The sequence below is a fragment of the Micromonospora sp. CCTCC AA 2012012 genome, assembly GCF_040499845.1.
Taxonomy (GTDB): Bacteria; Actinomycetota; Actinomycetes; order Mycobacteriales; family Micromonosporaceae; genus Micromonospora; species Micromonospora mangrovi.
The window spans coordinates 5,134,192-5,148,464 of sequence record NZ_CP159342.1 but is presented as its reverse complement, the minus strand read 5'-3'; the positions used below and the strand labels follow the sequence as shown (position 1 = coordinate 5,148,464).

Genomic DNA, 14,273 nt, shown 5'->3' with positions numbered 1-14,273 from the left:
GCGGGGGTCGGCGGGGCACCGGGGTACGGGTCGATCAGGCCACGAAGTGGGTGCGGCGACGCCGCGCGACGACGTAGCCGCCGACACCCGCCACGAGCAGCAGCGCGCCGACGCCGGCGATCAGGCCGGTGGAGCTGCCGGTGATCGGCAGGGTCCCGCCGTCACCGCCGTCGCCACCGCCCGTGCCGCCCTGACCGCCGGTGCCCTTGACGACGATCGCCGCGGTGTCGTTCTTCGGGTTGAGGTCCGACCGGGGCTGCCACTCGTCGTCGAAGTGGAAGAGGCGGACCGCGCCGGGCCGGCCGGCGGCCTTGTCGATGCGGAACGTGAACTGGAAGCTGACCGACTGCCCCTTACGGACCGGGTCCGGCCACTCGCAGACGTACTTCCGGGCCCCGGGCTGGTTGTAGTCGCCCGTCGGGCCCTTCACCGCGTCGCCGGGGGTGCAGCCCTCGACGTCGCGGACGGTGACGTTCTCCGGCACGGTGACCTCGGCCAGGGTGACGTACTCGCCCCCGCTGAAGCTGCCGATCGCGGCCGGACCGTTGTTGACGAACCCGAGGGCCCGGGTGGTGACCTCCGCGCCCACCTTGCCGCTCAGGGAGTCGCCGGTCGCGGCCAGGTCGGCGCGCTGGCTCCCGGTGACGGTCGCCTCGATGTCGGTGCCGTTGTCCGCCGGGTGCCGGTCGGTCTGCTTGAACTCCCGGGCCTTGGCGGCGGTGGCCGGCACCAGGGTGAGCGGGTCACCGGTGCCGGTGGTCCAGTCGACGCCGCCGACACTGTCGTCGAAGTTGCTGAGGAACTCCTCGAAGTCGCCCGGCGTGTACCAGTCGGCGTGCGCGTACTGGGTGCTCGGCGCCCAGGTGTCCGCGGCGACCTTCAGCGTGAACGAGTCGTCCAGCCGGTACGCGCCGCCCGCCGCGAGTTCCTCGGTGAAGCGGCACTGGGCCACCGTGCCGTAGAACTCGACGAGGTACTGGCAGTTCCGGTGGGTCGTCGGGGGACTGAGCGTGAAGGGGCTCCAGAAGAACATCACCGCGCCCTTGACGGCCTTGTCGCCGGCGTTGACCAGGCCGAGCGGCGTCTTCACCGTGGCACCCGGCGCGGCGCTGACCGCGTGGACCTGCTCCGCCCGCAGGTCCACACCCTCGCCGACCTCGACGGTGGACTTCTTCGTGGCGGTGGTGAAGCCGGGAGCGACCACCGTCATGGCGATCTCACCGGTGTCGCCGACCTTTGCCGAGGGCTTCGCGGTGACCGAGAGGTCGGCCAGGTATTCCGCCGAGGGATCGTCCTTGACCGTGCAGGTGATCACCTTCGCGGTGGTCGTACAGGCCGGGTTGGCCTCGGTCAGCGCCACGCTGGCGAAGTCGCTCACCGCGCTCAGGTCGATGGTGACCGTGTAGTCGGTCAGCGAGCCGTCCCGGAACGAGTAGAGGGTGATCCCCTTGGGGTCACCGTCGACCGAGATCAACGCGTTGTTGGCGAAGAGCCACAGGTCCCGCGTGGTGTCGGCGGCGACGGCAGGGCCGGCTGAGGCGGCGACGAACGCGCCCGCGACGCCGAGACCGGCCAGCAGGCGCCGGGGTTTCTGGCTGAACATTCCTCGGATTCCTCCCCGTGCAGGTGCAGATCAGGACCCGTGGAGCGTAAAGAGGCCGGTGGATGCCGCGCTGTCCCGAACGGTCCGGGTCGCCGGGAATGGGCCGAACGGGCGGCAGGATCGTCGCAAGGTTCCACCGGGCCGGCCCCCTCGTCCGAAGACGACGGAGCCCCGCCGACCGGTGCGGCCGGCGGGGCTCCGCCAGAGGTGGGGTGCGGTCAGGCCACGAAGCGGGTACGCCGACGGCGGGCCACCACGTAGCCGCCGAAGCCGGCCGCGAGCAGCAGGACACCGATGCCGGCGATCAGGCCGGTGGAGCTGCCGGTGATCGGCAGGGTGCCGCCGTCACCGCCGCCCTCGCCGCCGCTGCCCCCGCCGTTGCCGGCGGCGGCGTTGACGACGAGCTTCGCCTTGTCGTTGGCCGGGTTCGTGTCGGCGTCGAAGCCCGAGCACTCGCACTTGGCGTTGATGACCACCGCGCCCGTGGCGTTCGGGATCACCTTGTCGATCCGCAGGCCGAACTCGACGGTCTGGCTCTCGCCGACCCCGATGAAGATGTCGGGGTAGCAGCGGTAGGCCTTCGCACCCGGCTTGCCCGGGTGCTCCCAGTCGTACCCGTCCTTGATCGCCGGGAGGCAGGCGTCGGAGACCTTGACGGCGGTGGTGCCGGTCGGCACGGTGACATCGATCTTGGTGACCGGGTCGCCGATGCGGCCGAGGTCCAGGGCCGCCGGGCCGTTGTTGTGCACACCGACCGTCGCCCGGGCGATCTCGCCGGCCTTGCCGGTGACCGAGTCGCCGACCGCGGCCAGGTCGACGCCGTTCTTGCCGGTGACCTTGATCTCCATGCCCGACCAGTTGTTCGTCGGGTCGGTGTCGGCCTGGAAGGAGTTCGCCTTCAGGCTGGACTTCTTGGTCAGCGTGAGCGCGCCGTCCGTGCCGGGCTTGCCGGTCGGGTAGCCGACGTGCTTCAGGTAGGCGGTGAAGTCGTCGAACTCGGACGGCGTCATCCAGTCGTGGTAGCCGTGCTCGTTACCCGGGGCGTAGGTGTCCTTGCCGAGGACGTAGGGGACGGAGGCGGTGAAGGTCTCGCCCGGCGCCACCGTGTCGGTGAACTGGCAGCTGATCAGCCGGTCACCCTCGTAGTTGCAGTTGCTGTAGTGCTTGCCCGGCCGGATCGAGTAGTCGTGGTCGAAGAAGACGGCCGCGCCCTTGGCGGTCGTCTGGCCCACGTTGGCCAGCACCAGCGGGGCGGAGAAGGCGTCACCGGGGGCGGCGGTCAGGTTCACCTCGGGGCCACCGGCGAGGTCCACGCCCTCACCGATCTTCACCTTGGCGGTCTGGCTGGCCGAGGTGGCGCCCTCGGCGCTGAAGGTGACCTTCAGGTCGCCGACGTCCCCGTCCTTCGCCTCGGCGGTCGGCACGATGGCCACGTTGAACAGGCCGCCGATGCCCAGCTCGTCGACCCCGATCTCGAACGGGTCCTGGCAGACCAGGACGCCCGCCTCGGGGCTGTCGCAGTCACCGGACCCGACGTCGGAGGTGAGCGTGACCTTGCCGGTGAGGTCCCGGTAGTCGTAGCGGACCGTGGCGTTGTGCAGGACGACCGGCTCCGAGGCGTACAGGATCGGGGAATCGATCAGGCCCTCGCTGCCGGCGGCGATCGTGGAGTCGCTCAGGTAGAGACCGAGCGCGACCCCTGGGGTCCCGGCGAGGGCGGGGGTGGCGGAGGCAGCGACGAACGCGCCTGCGACGCCCAGCCCGGCGAGCCAGCGCCGGGTGGAGTGGGTGAGCATGCTGGGGGGTTCCTCCCGTGGGTGCAGGTAGAGCCCGCGCAGCTTAAGAGACCGATAAGGAACTTCGCAGTCCCGTTCCGGGTCGGACCGGCGTTGTCGGCCGAACGGATGATCACGCCGGACGCAACGTTCCGACCGCCCGGGCCCGTCAGCCGAGGAGGGGGTACGCGTCGTGCTCCCTCAGCGGTAGTCGTCCTCGTCGGCGGTGACCACCCGGGCCTGCTCCATGGCGTCCCAGTCGTCGACCTCCAGACCGCGGTGCGGCTCGGTGTCGCCGTCGGGGGCCACCACCGCCGCCTGCTCGACGGCGTCGGCCGGTTCCGCCTCCGGATCCCGTTCCTCCGGAGCGAGGTGGTCGCTCGGGGTGAAGTCCTCGTCGGGCTGACCCATCGTCCCTCCCTGGATCGCGGTGCGGTCGGCTACCAGCCCACCGTACGGGCTGGGCGTGCGGCCTGCTCGGAGCCGGGCGGAACCCGAGTCGGCGGATTGCCCCTCCGTGGCGTGCCGCCGGTGCCAGGATGGTCCCGTGGGCTTCCTGATCCGACTGGTGATCACCGCGATCGCGCTGTGGGTCACCACGCTGATCGTGCCCGGGGTCCACGTGACCGGCCGGAACGGCGCGAACAGCGCGCTCACCCTGCTCGCGGTGGCGCTCATCTTCGGCGTGGTCAACGCGGTCCTCAAGCCCGTCATCAAGGTGTTCGGCTGCGTGTTCTACCTGCTCACGCTGGGCCTCTTCGCGCTGGTCGTCAACGCGTTGCTGTTCCTGCTCACCGACTGGATCGCCCGCGGGCTGCACCTGCCGTTCCGGGTGGACGGTTTCTGGGCCGCCTTCTGGGGAGCGATCGTGATGGCGGTGGTGAGCTGGTTGATCAGCGTCGCGGTGCCCGACCGGCTGGAGGAGCGGTGAGCCGGCCGGGTGGGCGGGTCCCGGGTCGGTTGTGCCCGGCGCCACCTTCTGCGGGATACTGCCCGCGGTGGACAGCGCGGTCCGGCGCACCCAAGGAAGACAACGGCCAGCACGGCCGAGAGCGGTAAGTAAGGAGCGCATCACATGCCCATCGCTTCCCCCGAGGCCTACGCGGACATGCTGGACCGGGCCAAGGCCGGCCGGTACGCGTACCCCGCGATCAACGTGACCTCCTCGCAGACGCTGAACGCGGCGCTCAAGGGCTTCGCCGACGCGGAGAGCGACGGCATCATCCAGGTCTCCACCGGTGGTGCCGAATACCTCTCCGGTCCGTCGGTGAAGGACATGGTGACCGGCGCGGTGGCCTTCGCCGCGTACGCGCACGAGGTGGCCAAGAAGTACCCGGTGAACATCGCGCTGCACACCGACCACTGCCCGAAGGACAAGCTGGACAAGTTCGTCCGCCCGCTGATGGCGATCTCGCAGGAGCGGGTGCGCAACGGCCAGGAGCCGCTCTTCCAGTCGCACATGTGGGACGGCTCGGCGGTGCCGGTGGCGGAGAACCTGGAGATCGCCGCCCAGCTCCTCGACGAGGCCGCCAAGGGCAAGATCGTCCTCGAGATCGAGGTCGGCGTGGTCGGTGGCGAGGAGGACGGCGTCGAGAACGCCATCAACGACAAGCTCTACACCACCGTCGAGGACGGCCTGGCCATGGTCGAGGCGCTCGGCCTGGGCGAGAAGGGCCGCTACATGGCGGCGCTGACCTTCGGCAACGTGCACGGCGTCTACAAGCCGGGCAACGTGAAGCTCCGCCCCGAGGTCCTCAACCAGATCCAGGAGGCGGTGGGCGCCAAGTACGGCAAGGAGAAGCCGCTCAGCCTGGTCTTCCACGGCGGTTCGGGCTCGCTGCTGTCGGAGATCCGCGAGGCGCTCGACTACGGCGTGGTGAAGATGAACATCGACACCGACACCCAGTACGCCTTCACCCGGCCCGTCGCGGACCACATGTTCCGCAACTACGACGGCGTGCTGAAGGTCGACGGCGAGGTCGGCAACAAGAAGATGTACGACCCGCGGGTCTGGGGCAAGGCCGCCGAGGCCGGTCTCGCCGCCCGGGTGGTCGAGGCCTGCGAGCACCTGCGCTCCACCGGCACCCGGATGAAGTAACCGCCACGCGGACGACGGCCGGCTCCCTGACGGGGAGCCGGCCGTCGGCGTCTCAGCTCGCGGTGAGCACCCGGACCGCCTCCCGTACGTCGTCGGTGAGGTGGACGGTGGTCGACAGGTCCCCGAACGGGGAGGCGGCGAAGAGCGGCCGCAGCAGCGACTCGATCGGCAGTTCGTCCGTCCAGTAGGAGCGGTCCAGGAAGACGTACGCGCCGCTCGCCCCGTCGGTGCCGTAGTAGGTCTTCGTGGCGGCCTGGAACACCTCCTGCACCGTCCCGGCCCGGCCGGGCGCGAAGACGATCCCGCCCCGGGCCAGCCGCAGGATGGTGTCCTCCCGGATCGCGTTGGAGAAGTACTTGGCGATCCGCCCCGCGAAGAGGTTCGCCGGCTCGTGCCCGTACAGCCAGGTGGGGATGGCGAGACCGCCGGAGCGGGCCCAGCCGGTGTCGGCGGGGGCGGGGCGCTGCGCGGGCAGCGTCGGCCCGGCCGCGTACCGGGTGCGGACCTGGAGCGCCACCTCGGTGTAGCGGTCGTGGTCGGTGAAGTCGGGCGCGGTGGCGAGCAGGTCGATCGCCGCGGTCAGCTCGTCGGCCGGCCAGGCGGAGAGGAACGCGCCCAGGTTGGCCGCCTCCATCACGCCGGGCCCGCCGCCGGTCACCACCAGCCGGTCGGCCCGGGCCAGCTCCCGGCCCAGCACCGCCGCCATCCGGTACGCGGCGCTGCCGCGCGGCACCGCGTGCCCACCCATCACGCCGATCACGGACTGGGGCCCGTGCGCGTCCAGCCAGGCCCGGGTCGCGTCGACCAGGGCGTTGTCCACGCCGTGGTCGTGCAGCCGCTGGCCCAGCGCCTCCCGGACGTCGGGCAGCGCGCCGCCGTGCGCCCGGAAGTGCTCGTAGACGCGGGTGTCGTACATGCCGGCGAAGCCACCCTCGGTGAATCCGGCGGCCAGGTCGTCGGCGGTGTAGAGGTGGGACGGCTGGGTCGGGTAGGGCAGGCCGGAGAAGGGCGGCACCACGTTCGCGCCGCGGCGGACCAGGTCGGCGCCGACCTCCCGGCCGGCGAACCGGCACCCGACGAAGAGGGTGCCGGTGACCTCGGTGCCGGTCAGGTCGGGAACGGGGTCCAGATCCAACCGCAGCCCCTGCACGGTCACCCCGGCGAGACTGCCGGTGGCCACCCGCCGGTCGAACGCGGCGCGGGTCTCGATTTCTTCGACGTTGCGGTGATGCGGCTCGATGACGTCCGCGGGAGGTGGGGTCGGCACCAGCTCATCCTGCCCGGACCGGGCAACCCGGCAAACCTGCCCGACGCCCGGCCCGGGACCGACAGGGGCCCGGCGGCCAGGCCGCCGGGCCCCTGCGTAACCGGGTCCTGGGGAGGCTCCGGACCAATAGTTGTAGTGGAAAACATCCCGCCGTGGCATGGGCCGCGGGTACGTGCGACTGGGGCCGCGAGCGTGACCAACGCCTCAGCCGTTCAGCCAGTCGGCTCGCCGGACCCCCTCGCGCGACCCCGGGCGAAGCGGGTTGAATGGGGCGATGCAGAACCTGTTGCCTGAGCCACCGGCCACCCTCCTGCCCGCGCACGAGGAGGCCGACGCCGCCCTGGCCGCCGCCGCCGAACAGGACACCGACGAGGCGTTCGCCGAGGTGGCCGCCCGTTTCCCGACCAACAGCGCGGCGTGGGCGGCGCTGGCCACCCGGGCCCTGGCGACCGGCCAGGTCATCCCCGCGTACGCCTTCGCGCGCACCGGCTACCACCGTGGCCTGGACCAGCTGCGCCGCAGCGGCTGGAAGGGGCACGGCCCGGTGCCGTGGTCGCACCGACCCAACCGGGGCTTCCTGCGCTGCCTCTACGTGCTCTCCCGGGCCGCCGGCGAGATCGGCGAGGCGGACGAGGCGGCCCGCTGCGCCCAGTTCCTCCGCGACTGCGACCCGGCCGCCGGGGATGCCCTCGCCGGCAACTGAGCCGACCGCGACGGCCGGCCCGACGATCGGTCGGGTCGGCCGTCGTGCCGTTCAGAGCCCTTCGGCCACCGCGGCGGCGATCTTGAGCCAGGCGTCCCGGGTGGCCGAGGAGAGCTGTCCGTACCGGATCGGCTCGCCGGTGTCGATCAACCGCTCGTACGGCGCGAGCAGCACCGCCCGGGTCCGGGCCGCGAAGTGCTCCTGGATCGCCGGCAGGTCGATCTCCTTGCGGGACGGCGGCATCGACACCACCGTCACCGCCTGCCGGACCAGCCGCTGCCGGCCGCTCTGCTCCAGGTGGTCGAGCATCCGGGCGGCGGTCTCCGCCGAGTCGTTCCGGGCCGACATGGTGACCACGAGCTGATCCGTGGCGTCCATCGCGGCCTGCCAGTTCTGCGCCCGGACGTTGTTCCCGGTGTCCACGAAGATCAGCTTGTAGAAGCGGCTGACCACCTCGCGGATCTCGGCGAACGCGGCGGCGGTGAGCATCTCCCCGCCGGTGGCCGACTCGTCCGAGGCGAGCACGTCGAACATCCCCTCGCCCTGCGAGCGAACGTACTGCGACAGGTCGCCGACCCGGCCGTGCGCGCCCTGGAACTGCCCCAGGTCGCGCAGCATGTCCCGGACCGTACGGGAGTGGAAGTCCTGCTGGGCCCGCATCCCCAGGGTGCCCTGGGTCTCGTTGTTGTCCCAGGCCAGCACGTATCCACCGCGCTTCTGACCGAAGGTCATCGCGAGCAGCAGGATCGCCACGGTCTTCCCCGCGCCGCCCTTCGGGTTCACCACCGTCACCTGGCGCAGCCCGCCGAAGTTGCGCCGCACCATCTCGATGTCCCGCTTGAGTTCCTGCTCGTGCCGCCCCGGCGGAAGCCGCACCAGGCCGATCCGGTTGACCACCGCCCGTACCCCCATGGTGGCCACCGGGTCGGCGGGCCGGACCTGACGGCGGCGGGAGAAGTCCTCGGCGGTCGGGGTGACGCCGCTCTCCGGCAGCCAGGCCGGGTCCGGGTAGGCGGGCAGGCCGGCCCCCGGCGGGAAGGGCCCGGCCGGGGTGCCGGGCAGCGTCGGCTGCGGCGGCCCGGGCGGCTGCGGTGCGGGCCCGCCCCGCTCCGGCCAGGGTTGCCAGCCGGACGGCTGGGGATGGGCCACCGGCATCTGCGGGGCCGGCGGCCCGGCGTACGGCGGTACGGGTGGCGACGGGTGGCCGGGGGTGCCGCCGGTGGGCTGGCCCGGTACGACCGGCCCGGGGTGGTGGACCGGCCCGCCCGCTGCGGGCGGAAACGGCCCGAGCGGCGGCGGCGCGGGCAGCGCGCCGTGCGCCGCCGAGCCCGGGTCCAAGGCGGCGGTGGGCGGCCCGGCGACCGGCGCGGTGACCGTGGGTGGGACGCCCCCGGCGTCGGCCGAAGGTGCGAGGGTGGCGCCGTTCGGCTGCGGCTGGTCGGTCGGGGTCGGGCGCTGCGGCGGCTGGGCCCAGGGGGACTCGCCCGGGACCCGCGTGGCGGCTGTCGGCGGTGCGTCCCCGACGGAACCGCCACCCTCATCGCCCGGACCGGCGGGCCGCGCGTCGGCGGGGACGGGTGGGGCGGGGGGTGGCACGACCGGGGCGCCCGGCTGGGCCGGGACCGCCCAGGCCGCGGCGACCGGATCCGGGACGGTCTCCTCCGGCCAGAGCGGCTCGATGTCCCGCTCGGGCACCGGTTGTTGGCCCGGCACGTGAGCCCGGTCGGCGTTCTCGTGCACCACGGTTCCTCCCCATTCCTCCCGCCGAGGATAGGCCGTCCGGTGCGACCCGCGACCGGCCCGGGGATCGACGGAGGTCAGCCCGTCCAGACCGCCCAGGCGCCCGCCTCGGTCCACCAGGAGCGCTTCCGGCTCAGCTCCCCCTCGACGCCGTCGTCGAGGAAGGGCACCTTTCCGTCGCGTGGGACGACCGCCACCGCACGACCCCGGGCCCGGCGGATCTCGAGCCGCACCCGCTTCCTGCCCAACGCTGACCGGGTGACCACGGGAACGGCCACCGCCACCTCGACCCGTCCGTCGGCCGGGTCGGGGTCGGCCAGCAGGACGACGTCGTCGAGGCGCGCGTACCCGCCGGCGTTGCCGACCGCGCAGGCCATCAGCGGGTCCTCGCCGTCGGAGAGCACCACGTCGTCGACCTCGACGCGGGCCCGCCAGTGCAGCGGCCGGCCGGCGTCGTCGGCCGCGCCGAGCAGCGCGCCGTCCAGCGTCACCGAACCGCCGTCGTTGCGCAGCAGGTCCAGCCGGCGGGCGGTGCCGTCCAGCACCGCGGCCGCCACCGCGGCCGGGTCGCGGGGCAGCCCGAGCTGCGCGACCAGGTCCCGCTGCGTGCCGCCCCGGGCGGGATCCAACGGGAGTACGCCGACCGCCGGCAGGTCCGGCACGGTCCGGCCGGCGGACAGGTCGGCCGGCCGGCGACTCGGCGGCGGAGCGTACCGCCGGACCAGCCGGCGCACGACGGCGCGCAACTGCCCGTCACTGGCCGTGGCGATCACCAGCCGGGTCTTGGAATCCGGGTCCGGCCAGCTCAGGCCGTCGGAGCGGGGCGGGCCGTCCAGCCGGGCCAGCACCTCGTCGATCTCGGCGTCCGACCGGGCGGTGACGGTCTCCACCCGGGCCCCCCGGGCGGTCAGCGCGTCCGCGCAGGCCAGCACGGGTACGCGGGGCGTCTCGCAGCGCTCCTCCGGCTTCCCGGGGGCGGTCTCGTCGGCGCCACCGCAGCAGGCTCCACCGCTGCCACAGCCCCCACCGGGAGCGTCCCGCTCCGAGCCGAGGGTGAGCAGCACCACGTCGTACACGAAGGAGCCTCCTACTTCTCGCGCGACCCCTGCCGGTCCCGCCGTCACAACTTGTTAGCCTGACACCCCGGGCTCGCCGACCGGTCGCCACCTGGCACCCGAGCCTTCTGGAGGCGGACAAGATGCCAGCGATCGTGCTGCTCGGTGCCCAGTGGGGCGACGAGGGCAAGGGCAAGGTTACCGACCTGCTGGGTGAGCGGGTCGACTACGTCGTGCGCTACTCCGGCGGCAACAACGCCGGGCACACGGTGATCACCCCGGACGGGCAGAAGTATGCGCTGCACCTGATGCCGTCGGGCGCGCTCTCGCCGAGCGCGATGATCGTCATCGGCAACGGCGTGGTGGTCGACCCGAAGGTGCTGCTGGAGGAGATCGACGGCCTCGCCGAGCGCGGCGTGGACGTCTCCCGGCTGCGCATCTCCGGCGACGCGCACCTGATCATGCCGCACCACCGGGCGCTGGACCGGGTGGTCGAGCGCTACCTGGGCACCCGGCGGATCGGCACCACCGGCCGGGGCATCGGCCCCGCGTACGGCGACAAGGTCGCCCGGATGGGCATCCGGCTCCAGGACCTGCTGGACCCGGGCATCCTGCGCAAGAAGCTGGAACTCGCGCTGCGCGAGAAGAACCAGCTACTGTTCAAGATCTACAACCGCAAGGCGATCGACGTCGACGAGACGGTCGAGGAGTACCTGCGGTACGCGGAGCGGCTCAAGCCGTACATCGCGGAGACCCGGGTGATGCTCTGGGACGCGCTGGACCGCGGCGAGACGGTCCTGCTGGAGGGTGCCCAGGCCACCATGCTCGACATGGACCACGGCACCTACCCCTTCGTCACCTCGTCGAACCCGACGGCCGGTGGGGCGTGTGTGGGCGCGGGCATCCCGCCGACCGCCATCACCAAGGTCATCGCGGTGAGCAAGGCGTACACCACGCGGGTCGGCGCCGGTCCGTTCCCGACCGAACTCTTCGACGACAACGGCCAGCACCTGCGCAAGGTCGGCCACGAGTACGGCACCACCACCGGCCGGGAGCGCCGCTGCGGCTGGTTCGACGCCGTCGTCGCCCGGTACGCCTGCCGCCTCAACGGCGTCACCGACCTGGTGATCACCAAGCTCGACGTGCTCACCGGCATGCCCAAGGTGCCGATCTGCGTCGGCTACGACATCAACGGCGAGCGCTTCGACGACATGCCGATGACGCAGACCGACTTCCACCACGCCACCCCGATCTACGAAGAGCTCGACGGCTGGTGGGAAGACATCAGCAAGGCACGCACCGAGGACGAACTCCCCGAGAACGCCCGCCGCTACATCGCCCGCATCGAAGAACTCTGCGGCACCCGCGTCAGCATCGTGGGCGTAGGCCCCGGCCGCGAAGAAAACGTGCTCCGCCACCCCCTCCTCCCCTAACCCCTGCCCGCGCCACCCCCACTCTCCCCGCCCCGCTCCCGCCTCGTTGATCAAGAAGTTTGCGTCAGGAATCGCTGCGGTTCTGACGCAAACTTCTTGATCAACGCGGATGGGGGCGGGGTTTTCCACAGGAGGGGAGGGGGTTGTCCACAGGGGCGGTGGAGGGGTGGGTGGGGTGGGCAGGCTGGGTGGGTGACGGAGTTCGATCCGGTGGGTGGGTTCACTGCGCGGCGGGACGGGGTGGTCAGCGCGGCGCAGGCGCTGTCGGTGGGGTTCAGCCGGGACCAGATACGGCATCTAGTCCGCTCCGGACGCTGGACAAGGGTGGCGCGGGGCCGGTTCGTGCCGGCGGCCGAGGTGGACGCCGTCGCACTGCGCCGGGCGCGGATCCGGGCCGCGGTGGCGAGTCTCGGTCCAGGAGCGGTGGCCGTCCTCGACACGGCTGCGGAGCTGCACGGAATCGGCGGTCTCCGGGTGGGCTCCGCCATCCATGTCTCGGTGCCGGTGGACCGGCCGCGTCCCCAGCGCCGCACGGGAGAACTGGTGGTGCACCAACTCACCCTCGACCGGTCACGGGACCTCTGCACGCTCGCCGGGATCCCGGCCACCACCCCACTCCGGACCGTCGCGGACGTCATCCTCCGGGTCGACCGCTACCCGGCGGTGTGTGTGGTCGACTCGGCGGTGAACCGGCGGCTGGTCACCGATGACGACCTGGCCGCCATTCCCGCACTGATCACGGGGCGCCGAGGTGCTGTCGCGGCGCGCCGGTTCCTGGCAGAGGCCGACGGGCGGGCCCAGTCACCGCTGGAGACGCGGACTCGCCTGCGGTGCGTCGACGGAGGTGTCCCTCCGGACGTGCTGCAGCTGGAGGTACGTGACGACGACGGCTACCTGCTCGGTGTCGGTGACCTGGGCTGGCGGTCCGCCCGGCTGATCGCCGAGGCCGACGGCCGAGCCCCGCACCGAACCCCCGCGGCCCTCTTCGAGGACCGGATCAGGCAGAACCGCCTGGTCAACGCCGGTTGGCGGGTCCTCCGCTTCACCTGGTCCGACACCCTCCGCCCCGACTACATCCCCGCAGCCGTCCATTCCGCCCTCCGCCCCCACTAACCCCCCCCCACCTGCCCACCTGCCGCCGACCGTCGCGCCGTCGATCATGAAGTTCTGGTCACCCGGTCCCGAATTTGAGACGCAAACTTCATGATCAACGGGGTGGGGGGAGGGGTCGGTAGGATGCGGGGTCGTGCGCGTACTTCTTGTGGGGGGTGGCGGGCGGGAGCATGCGCTCGCGTTGGGCCTCGTTGGGGATCCGTCCGTTGAGGCACTGATTGCGGCACCGGGCAACCCCGGCGTCGCCGCCGTCGCCGAGCTGCGGGAGGTGAACGCGACCGACCCGTCGGCGGTGGCGGCGCTGGCCGTGGAGGTCGGTGCCGACCTGGTGGTGATCGGGCCGGAGGCACCGCTGGTCGCGGGGGTCGCCGACGCGGTACGTGCCAAGGGGATCCCGGCGTTCGGCCCGTCCGCCGAGGCGGCCCGCCTGGAGGGCTCGAAGACGTTCGCCAAGGACGTGATGACCGCCGCCGGGGTGCCCACCGCCCGCGCGTTCACCTGCGCCGACGACGAGAGCGTCGGCCGGGCGCTGGACGAGTTCGGTGCGCCGTACGTGGTGAAGAACGACGGGCTGGCCGCCGGCAAGGGCGTCGTGGTGACCGACGACCGCAGGATCGCCGAGGAGCACGCGCGGGAGTGCGGCCGGGTGGTGATCGAGGAATACCTGTCCGGTCCCGAGGTCTCCCTCTTCGTGGTCACCGACGGCGAGGCCGCGCTGCCGCTGCTGCCCGCGCAGGACTTCAAGCGGGTCGGCGACGGCGACACCGGCCCGAACACCGGCGGCATGGGGGCGTACGCGCCGCTGCCGTGGGCGCCGCCCGGGCTGGTCGACGAGGTCATGCGCGACGTCGTGCACCCGACCCTGGCCGAGATGCGTCGTCGGGGCACCCCGTTCGCCGGCCTGCTCTACGTCGGGCTGGCGATCACGCCCGCCGGCCCCCGGGTGATCGAGTTCAACGCCCGCTTCGGCGACCCGGAGACCCAGGTGGTGCTGGCCCTGCTGGAGACGCCGCTGGCCGGGCTGCTGCACGCCGCCGCCACCGGCACGCTGGGCGCGCACCCGCCGCTGCGCTGGCGGGACGGCGCGGCGGTCACCGTCGTGGTCGCCGCCGAGGGCTACCCGGCCGCGCCGCGGACCGGCGACGTGATCACCGGCGCGGAGCGCGCGGGGGTCATCCACGCCGGCACCGCCCGCCGGGCGTCCGACGGCGCGCTGGTCTCCGCCGGGGGCCGGGTCCTCTGCGGTACGGCCACCGGCCCCGACCTGGCCGCCGCGCGGGACGCCGCCTACGCCCTGGTACGCGGCATCGACCTGGCCGGTTCGCACCACCGCACCGACATCGCCGCCGCCGCGATCGACGGCACCGTCACGATCCCCGACTGACCGGACCGGGTCGCCCGGCCCGAGCCGGGCGCCCCGTCACCCTCTGGCCGGGCGCCCCGTCACCCCCGAGCCGGGCGCCACGTCACCCCCGAGCCGGGCGCC

The 14,273-nt window shown here is 72.8% G+C and carries 12 protein-coding genes; 6 read left to right on the top strand and 6 right to left on the bottom strand.

What is annotated here, in order from left to right; genetic code table 11:
• Positions 1-34: 34 nt before the first annotated feature.
• The 3 genes from ABUL08_RS23020 to ABUL08_RS23010 form a co-directional block, all read right to left on the bottom strand.
• Positions 35-1,603 (bottom strand): LPXTG cell wall anchor domain-containing protein, encoded by a 1,569-nt coding sequence (locus ABUL08_RS23020; protein WP_350932047.1) that lies wholly within the window; start codon positions 1,601-1,603, stop codon positions 35-37.
• Positions 1,604-1,821: 218 nt separating this feature from the next.
• Positions 1,822-3,399: an LPXTG cell wall anchor domain-containing protein gene (locus ABUL08_RS23015; protein WP_350932046.1), complete on the bottom strand. Its 1,578-nt coding sequence runs from the start codon at positions 3,397-3,399 to the stop codon at positions 1,822-1,824.
• A gap of 180 nt (positions 3,400-3,579) precedes the next feature.
• Positions 3,580-3,789 (bottom strand): hypothetical protein, encoded by a 210-nt coding sequence (locus ABUL08_RS23010; RefSeq protein WP_242795739.1) that lies wholly within the window; start codon positions 3,787-3,789, stop codon positions 3,580-3,582.
• A 136-nt stretch (positions 3,790-3,925) separates the two neighbouring features.
• Between ABUL08_RS23010 and ABUL08_RS23005 the strand changes: the two genes are divergently transcribed.
• Together ABUL08_RS23005 and fbaA are read left to right on the top strand one after the other, a co-directional pair.
• On the top strand, positions 3,926-4,309 hold the full coding sequence (locus ABUL08_RS23005) for a phage holin family protein (protein WP_350932045.1): 384 nt from the start codon (positions 3,926-3,928) through the stop codon (positions 4,307-4,309).
• Between the two features lie 144 nt (positions 4,310-4,453).
• Complete coding sequence (gene fbaA, locus ABUL08_RS23000; protein WP_350932044.1) at positions 4,454-5,476, top strand: class II fructose-bisphosphate aldolase; 1,023 nt, start codon at positions 4,454-4,456, stop codon at positions 5,474-5,476.
• 52 nt (positions 5,477-5,528) lie between these two features.
• Here fbaA and ABUL08_RS22995 read toward each other — a convergent pair whose 3' ends face one another.
• Positions 5,529-6,743 (bottom strand): LOG family protein, encoded by a 1,215-nt coding sequence (locus ABUL08_RS22995; protein ID WP_350932043.1) that lies wholly within the window; start codon positions 6,741-6,743, stop codon positions 5,529-5,531.
• Between the two features lie 274 nt (positions 6,744-7,017).
• Between ABUL08_RS22995 and ABUL08_RS22990 the strand changes: the two genes are divergently transcribed.
• On the top strand, positions 7,018-7,446 hold the full coding sequence (locus ABUL08_RS22990; RefSeq protein WP_350932042.1) for a DUF3151 domain-containing protein: 429 nt from the start codon (positions 7,018-7,020) through the stop codon (positions 7,444-7,446).
• 51 nt (positions 7,447-7,497) lie between these two features.
• Here ABUL08_RS22990 and ABUL08_RS22985 read toward each other — a convergent pair whose 3' ends face one another.
• A complete protein-coding gene (locus ABUL08_RS22985; protein ID WP_350932041.1) occupies positions 7,498-9,189 on the bottom strand; it encodes a chromosome partitioning protein in 1,692 nt (563 codons plus the stop codon).
• A 74-nt stretch (positions 9,190-9,263) separates the two neighbouring features.
• The gene (locus ABUL08_RS22980) at positions 9,264-10,262 is read right to left on the bottom strand and encodes a diacylglycerol kinase family protein (RefSeq protein WP_350932040.1); all 999 of its coding nucleotides are present in this window, start codon (positions 10,260-10,262) and stop codon (positions 9,264-9,266) included.
• A 122-nt stretch (positions 10,263-10,384) separates the two neighbouring features.
• On the opposite strand from ABUL08_RS22980, the gene ABUL08_RS22975 reads away from it, so the two are divergent.
• From ABUL08_RS22975 to purD, 3 genes are all read left to right on the top strand, one after another.
• Positions 10,385-11,674 (top strand): adenylosuccinate synthase, encoded by a 1,290-nt coding sequence (locus ABUL08_RS22975; RefSeq protein WP_350932038.1) that lies wholly within the window; start codon positions 10,385-10,387, stop codon positions 11,672-11,674.
• 192 nt (positions 11,675-11,866) lie between these two features.
• Positions 11,867-12,787, top strand: a complete 921-nt coding sequence (locus ABUL08_RS22970) for a type IV toxin-antitoxin system AbiEi family antitoxin domain-containing protein (RefSeq protein WP_350932037.1) — start codon at positions 11,867-11,869, stop codon at positions 12,785-12,787.
• A gap of 133 nt (positions 12,788-12,920) precedes the next feature.
• Positions 12,921-14,171 carry a phosphoribosylamine--glycine ligase gene (gene purD / locus ABUL08_RS22965; RefSeq protein WP_350932036.1) on the top strand — a complete coding sequence of 417 codons (1,251 nt, stop codon included), beginning with the start codon at positions 12,921-12,923 and terminating at the stop codon, positions 14,169-14,171.
• The last annotated feature ends 102 nt before the right edge of the window (positions 14,172-14,273 follow it).

Coding starts and splice junctions, on each gene's coding strand:
- ABUL08_RS23020 (WP_350932047.1), bottom strand. CDS start 1,603: ATGTTCAGCCAGAAACCCCGGCGCCTGCTGGCCGGTCTCGGCGTCGCG.
- ABUL08_RS22975 (WP_350932038.1), top strand. CDS start 10,385: ATGCCAGCGATCGTGCTGCTCGGTGCCCAGTGGGGCGACGAGGGCAAG.
- ABUL08_RS22990 (WP_350932042.1), top strand. CDS start 7,018: ATGCAGAACCTGTTGCCTGAGCCACCGGCCACCCTCCTGCCCGCGCAC.
- fbaA (WP_350932044.1), top strand. CDS start 4,454: ATGCCCATCGCTTCCCCCGAGGCCTACGCGGACATGCTGGACCGGGCC.
- ABUL08_RS23010 (WP_242795739.1), bottom strand. CDS start 3,789: ATGGGTCAGCCCGACGAGGACTTCACCCCGAGCGACCACCTCGCTCCG.
- ABUL08_RS23015 (WP_350932046.1), bottom strand. CDS start 3,399: ATGCTCACCCACTCCACCCGGCGCTGGCTCGCCGGGCTGGGCGTCGCA.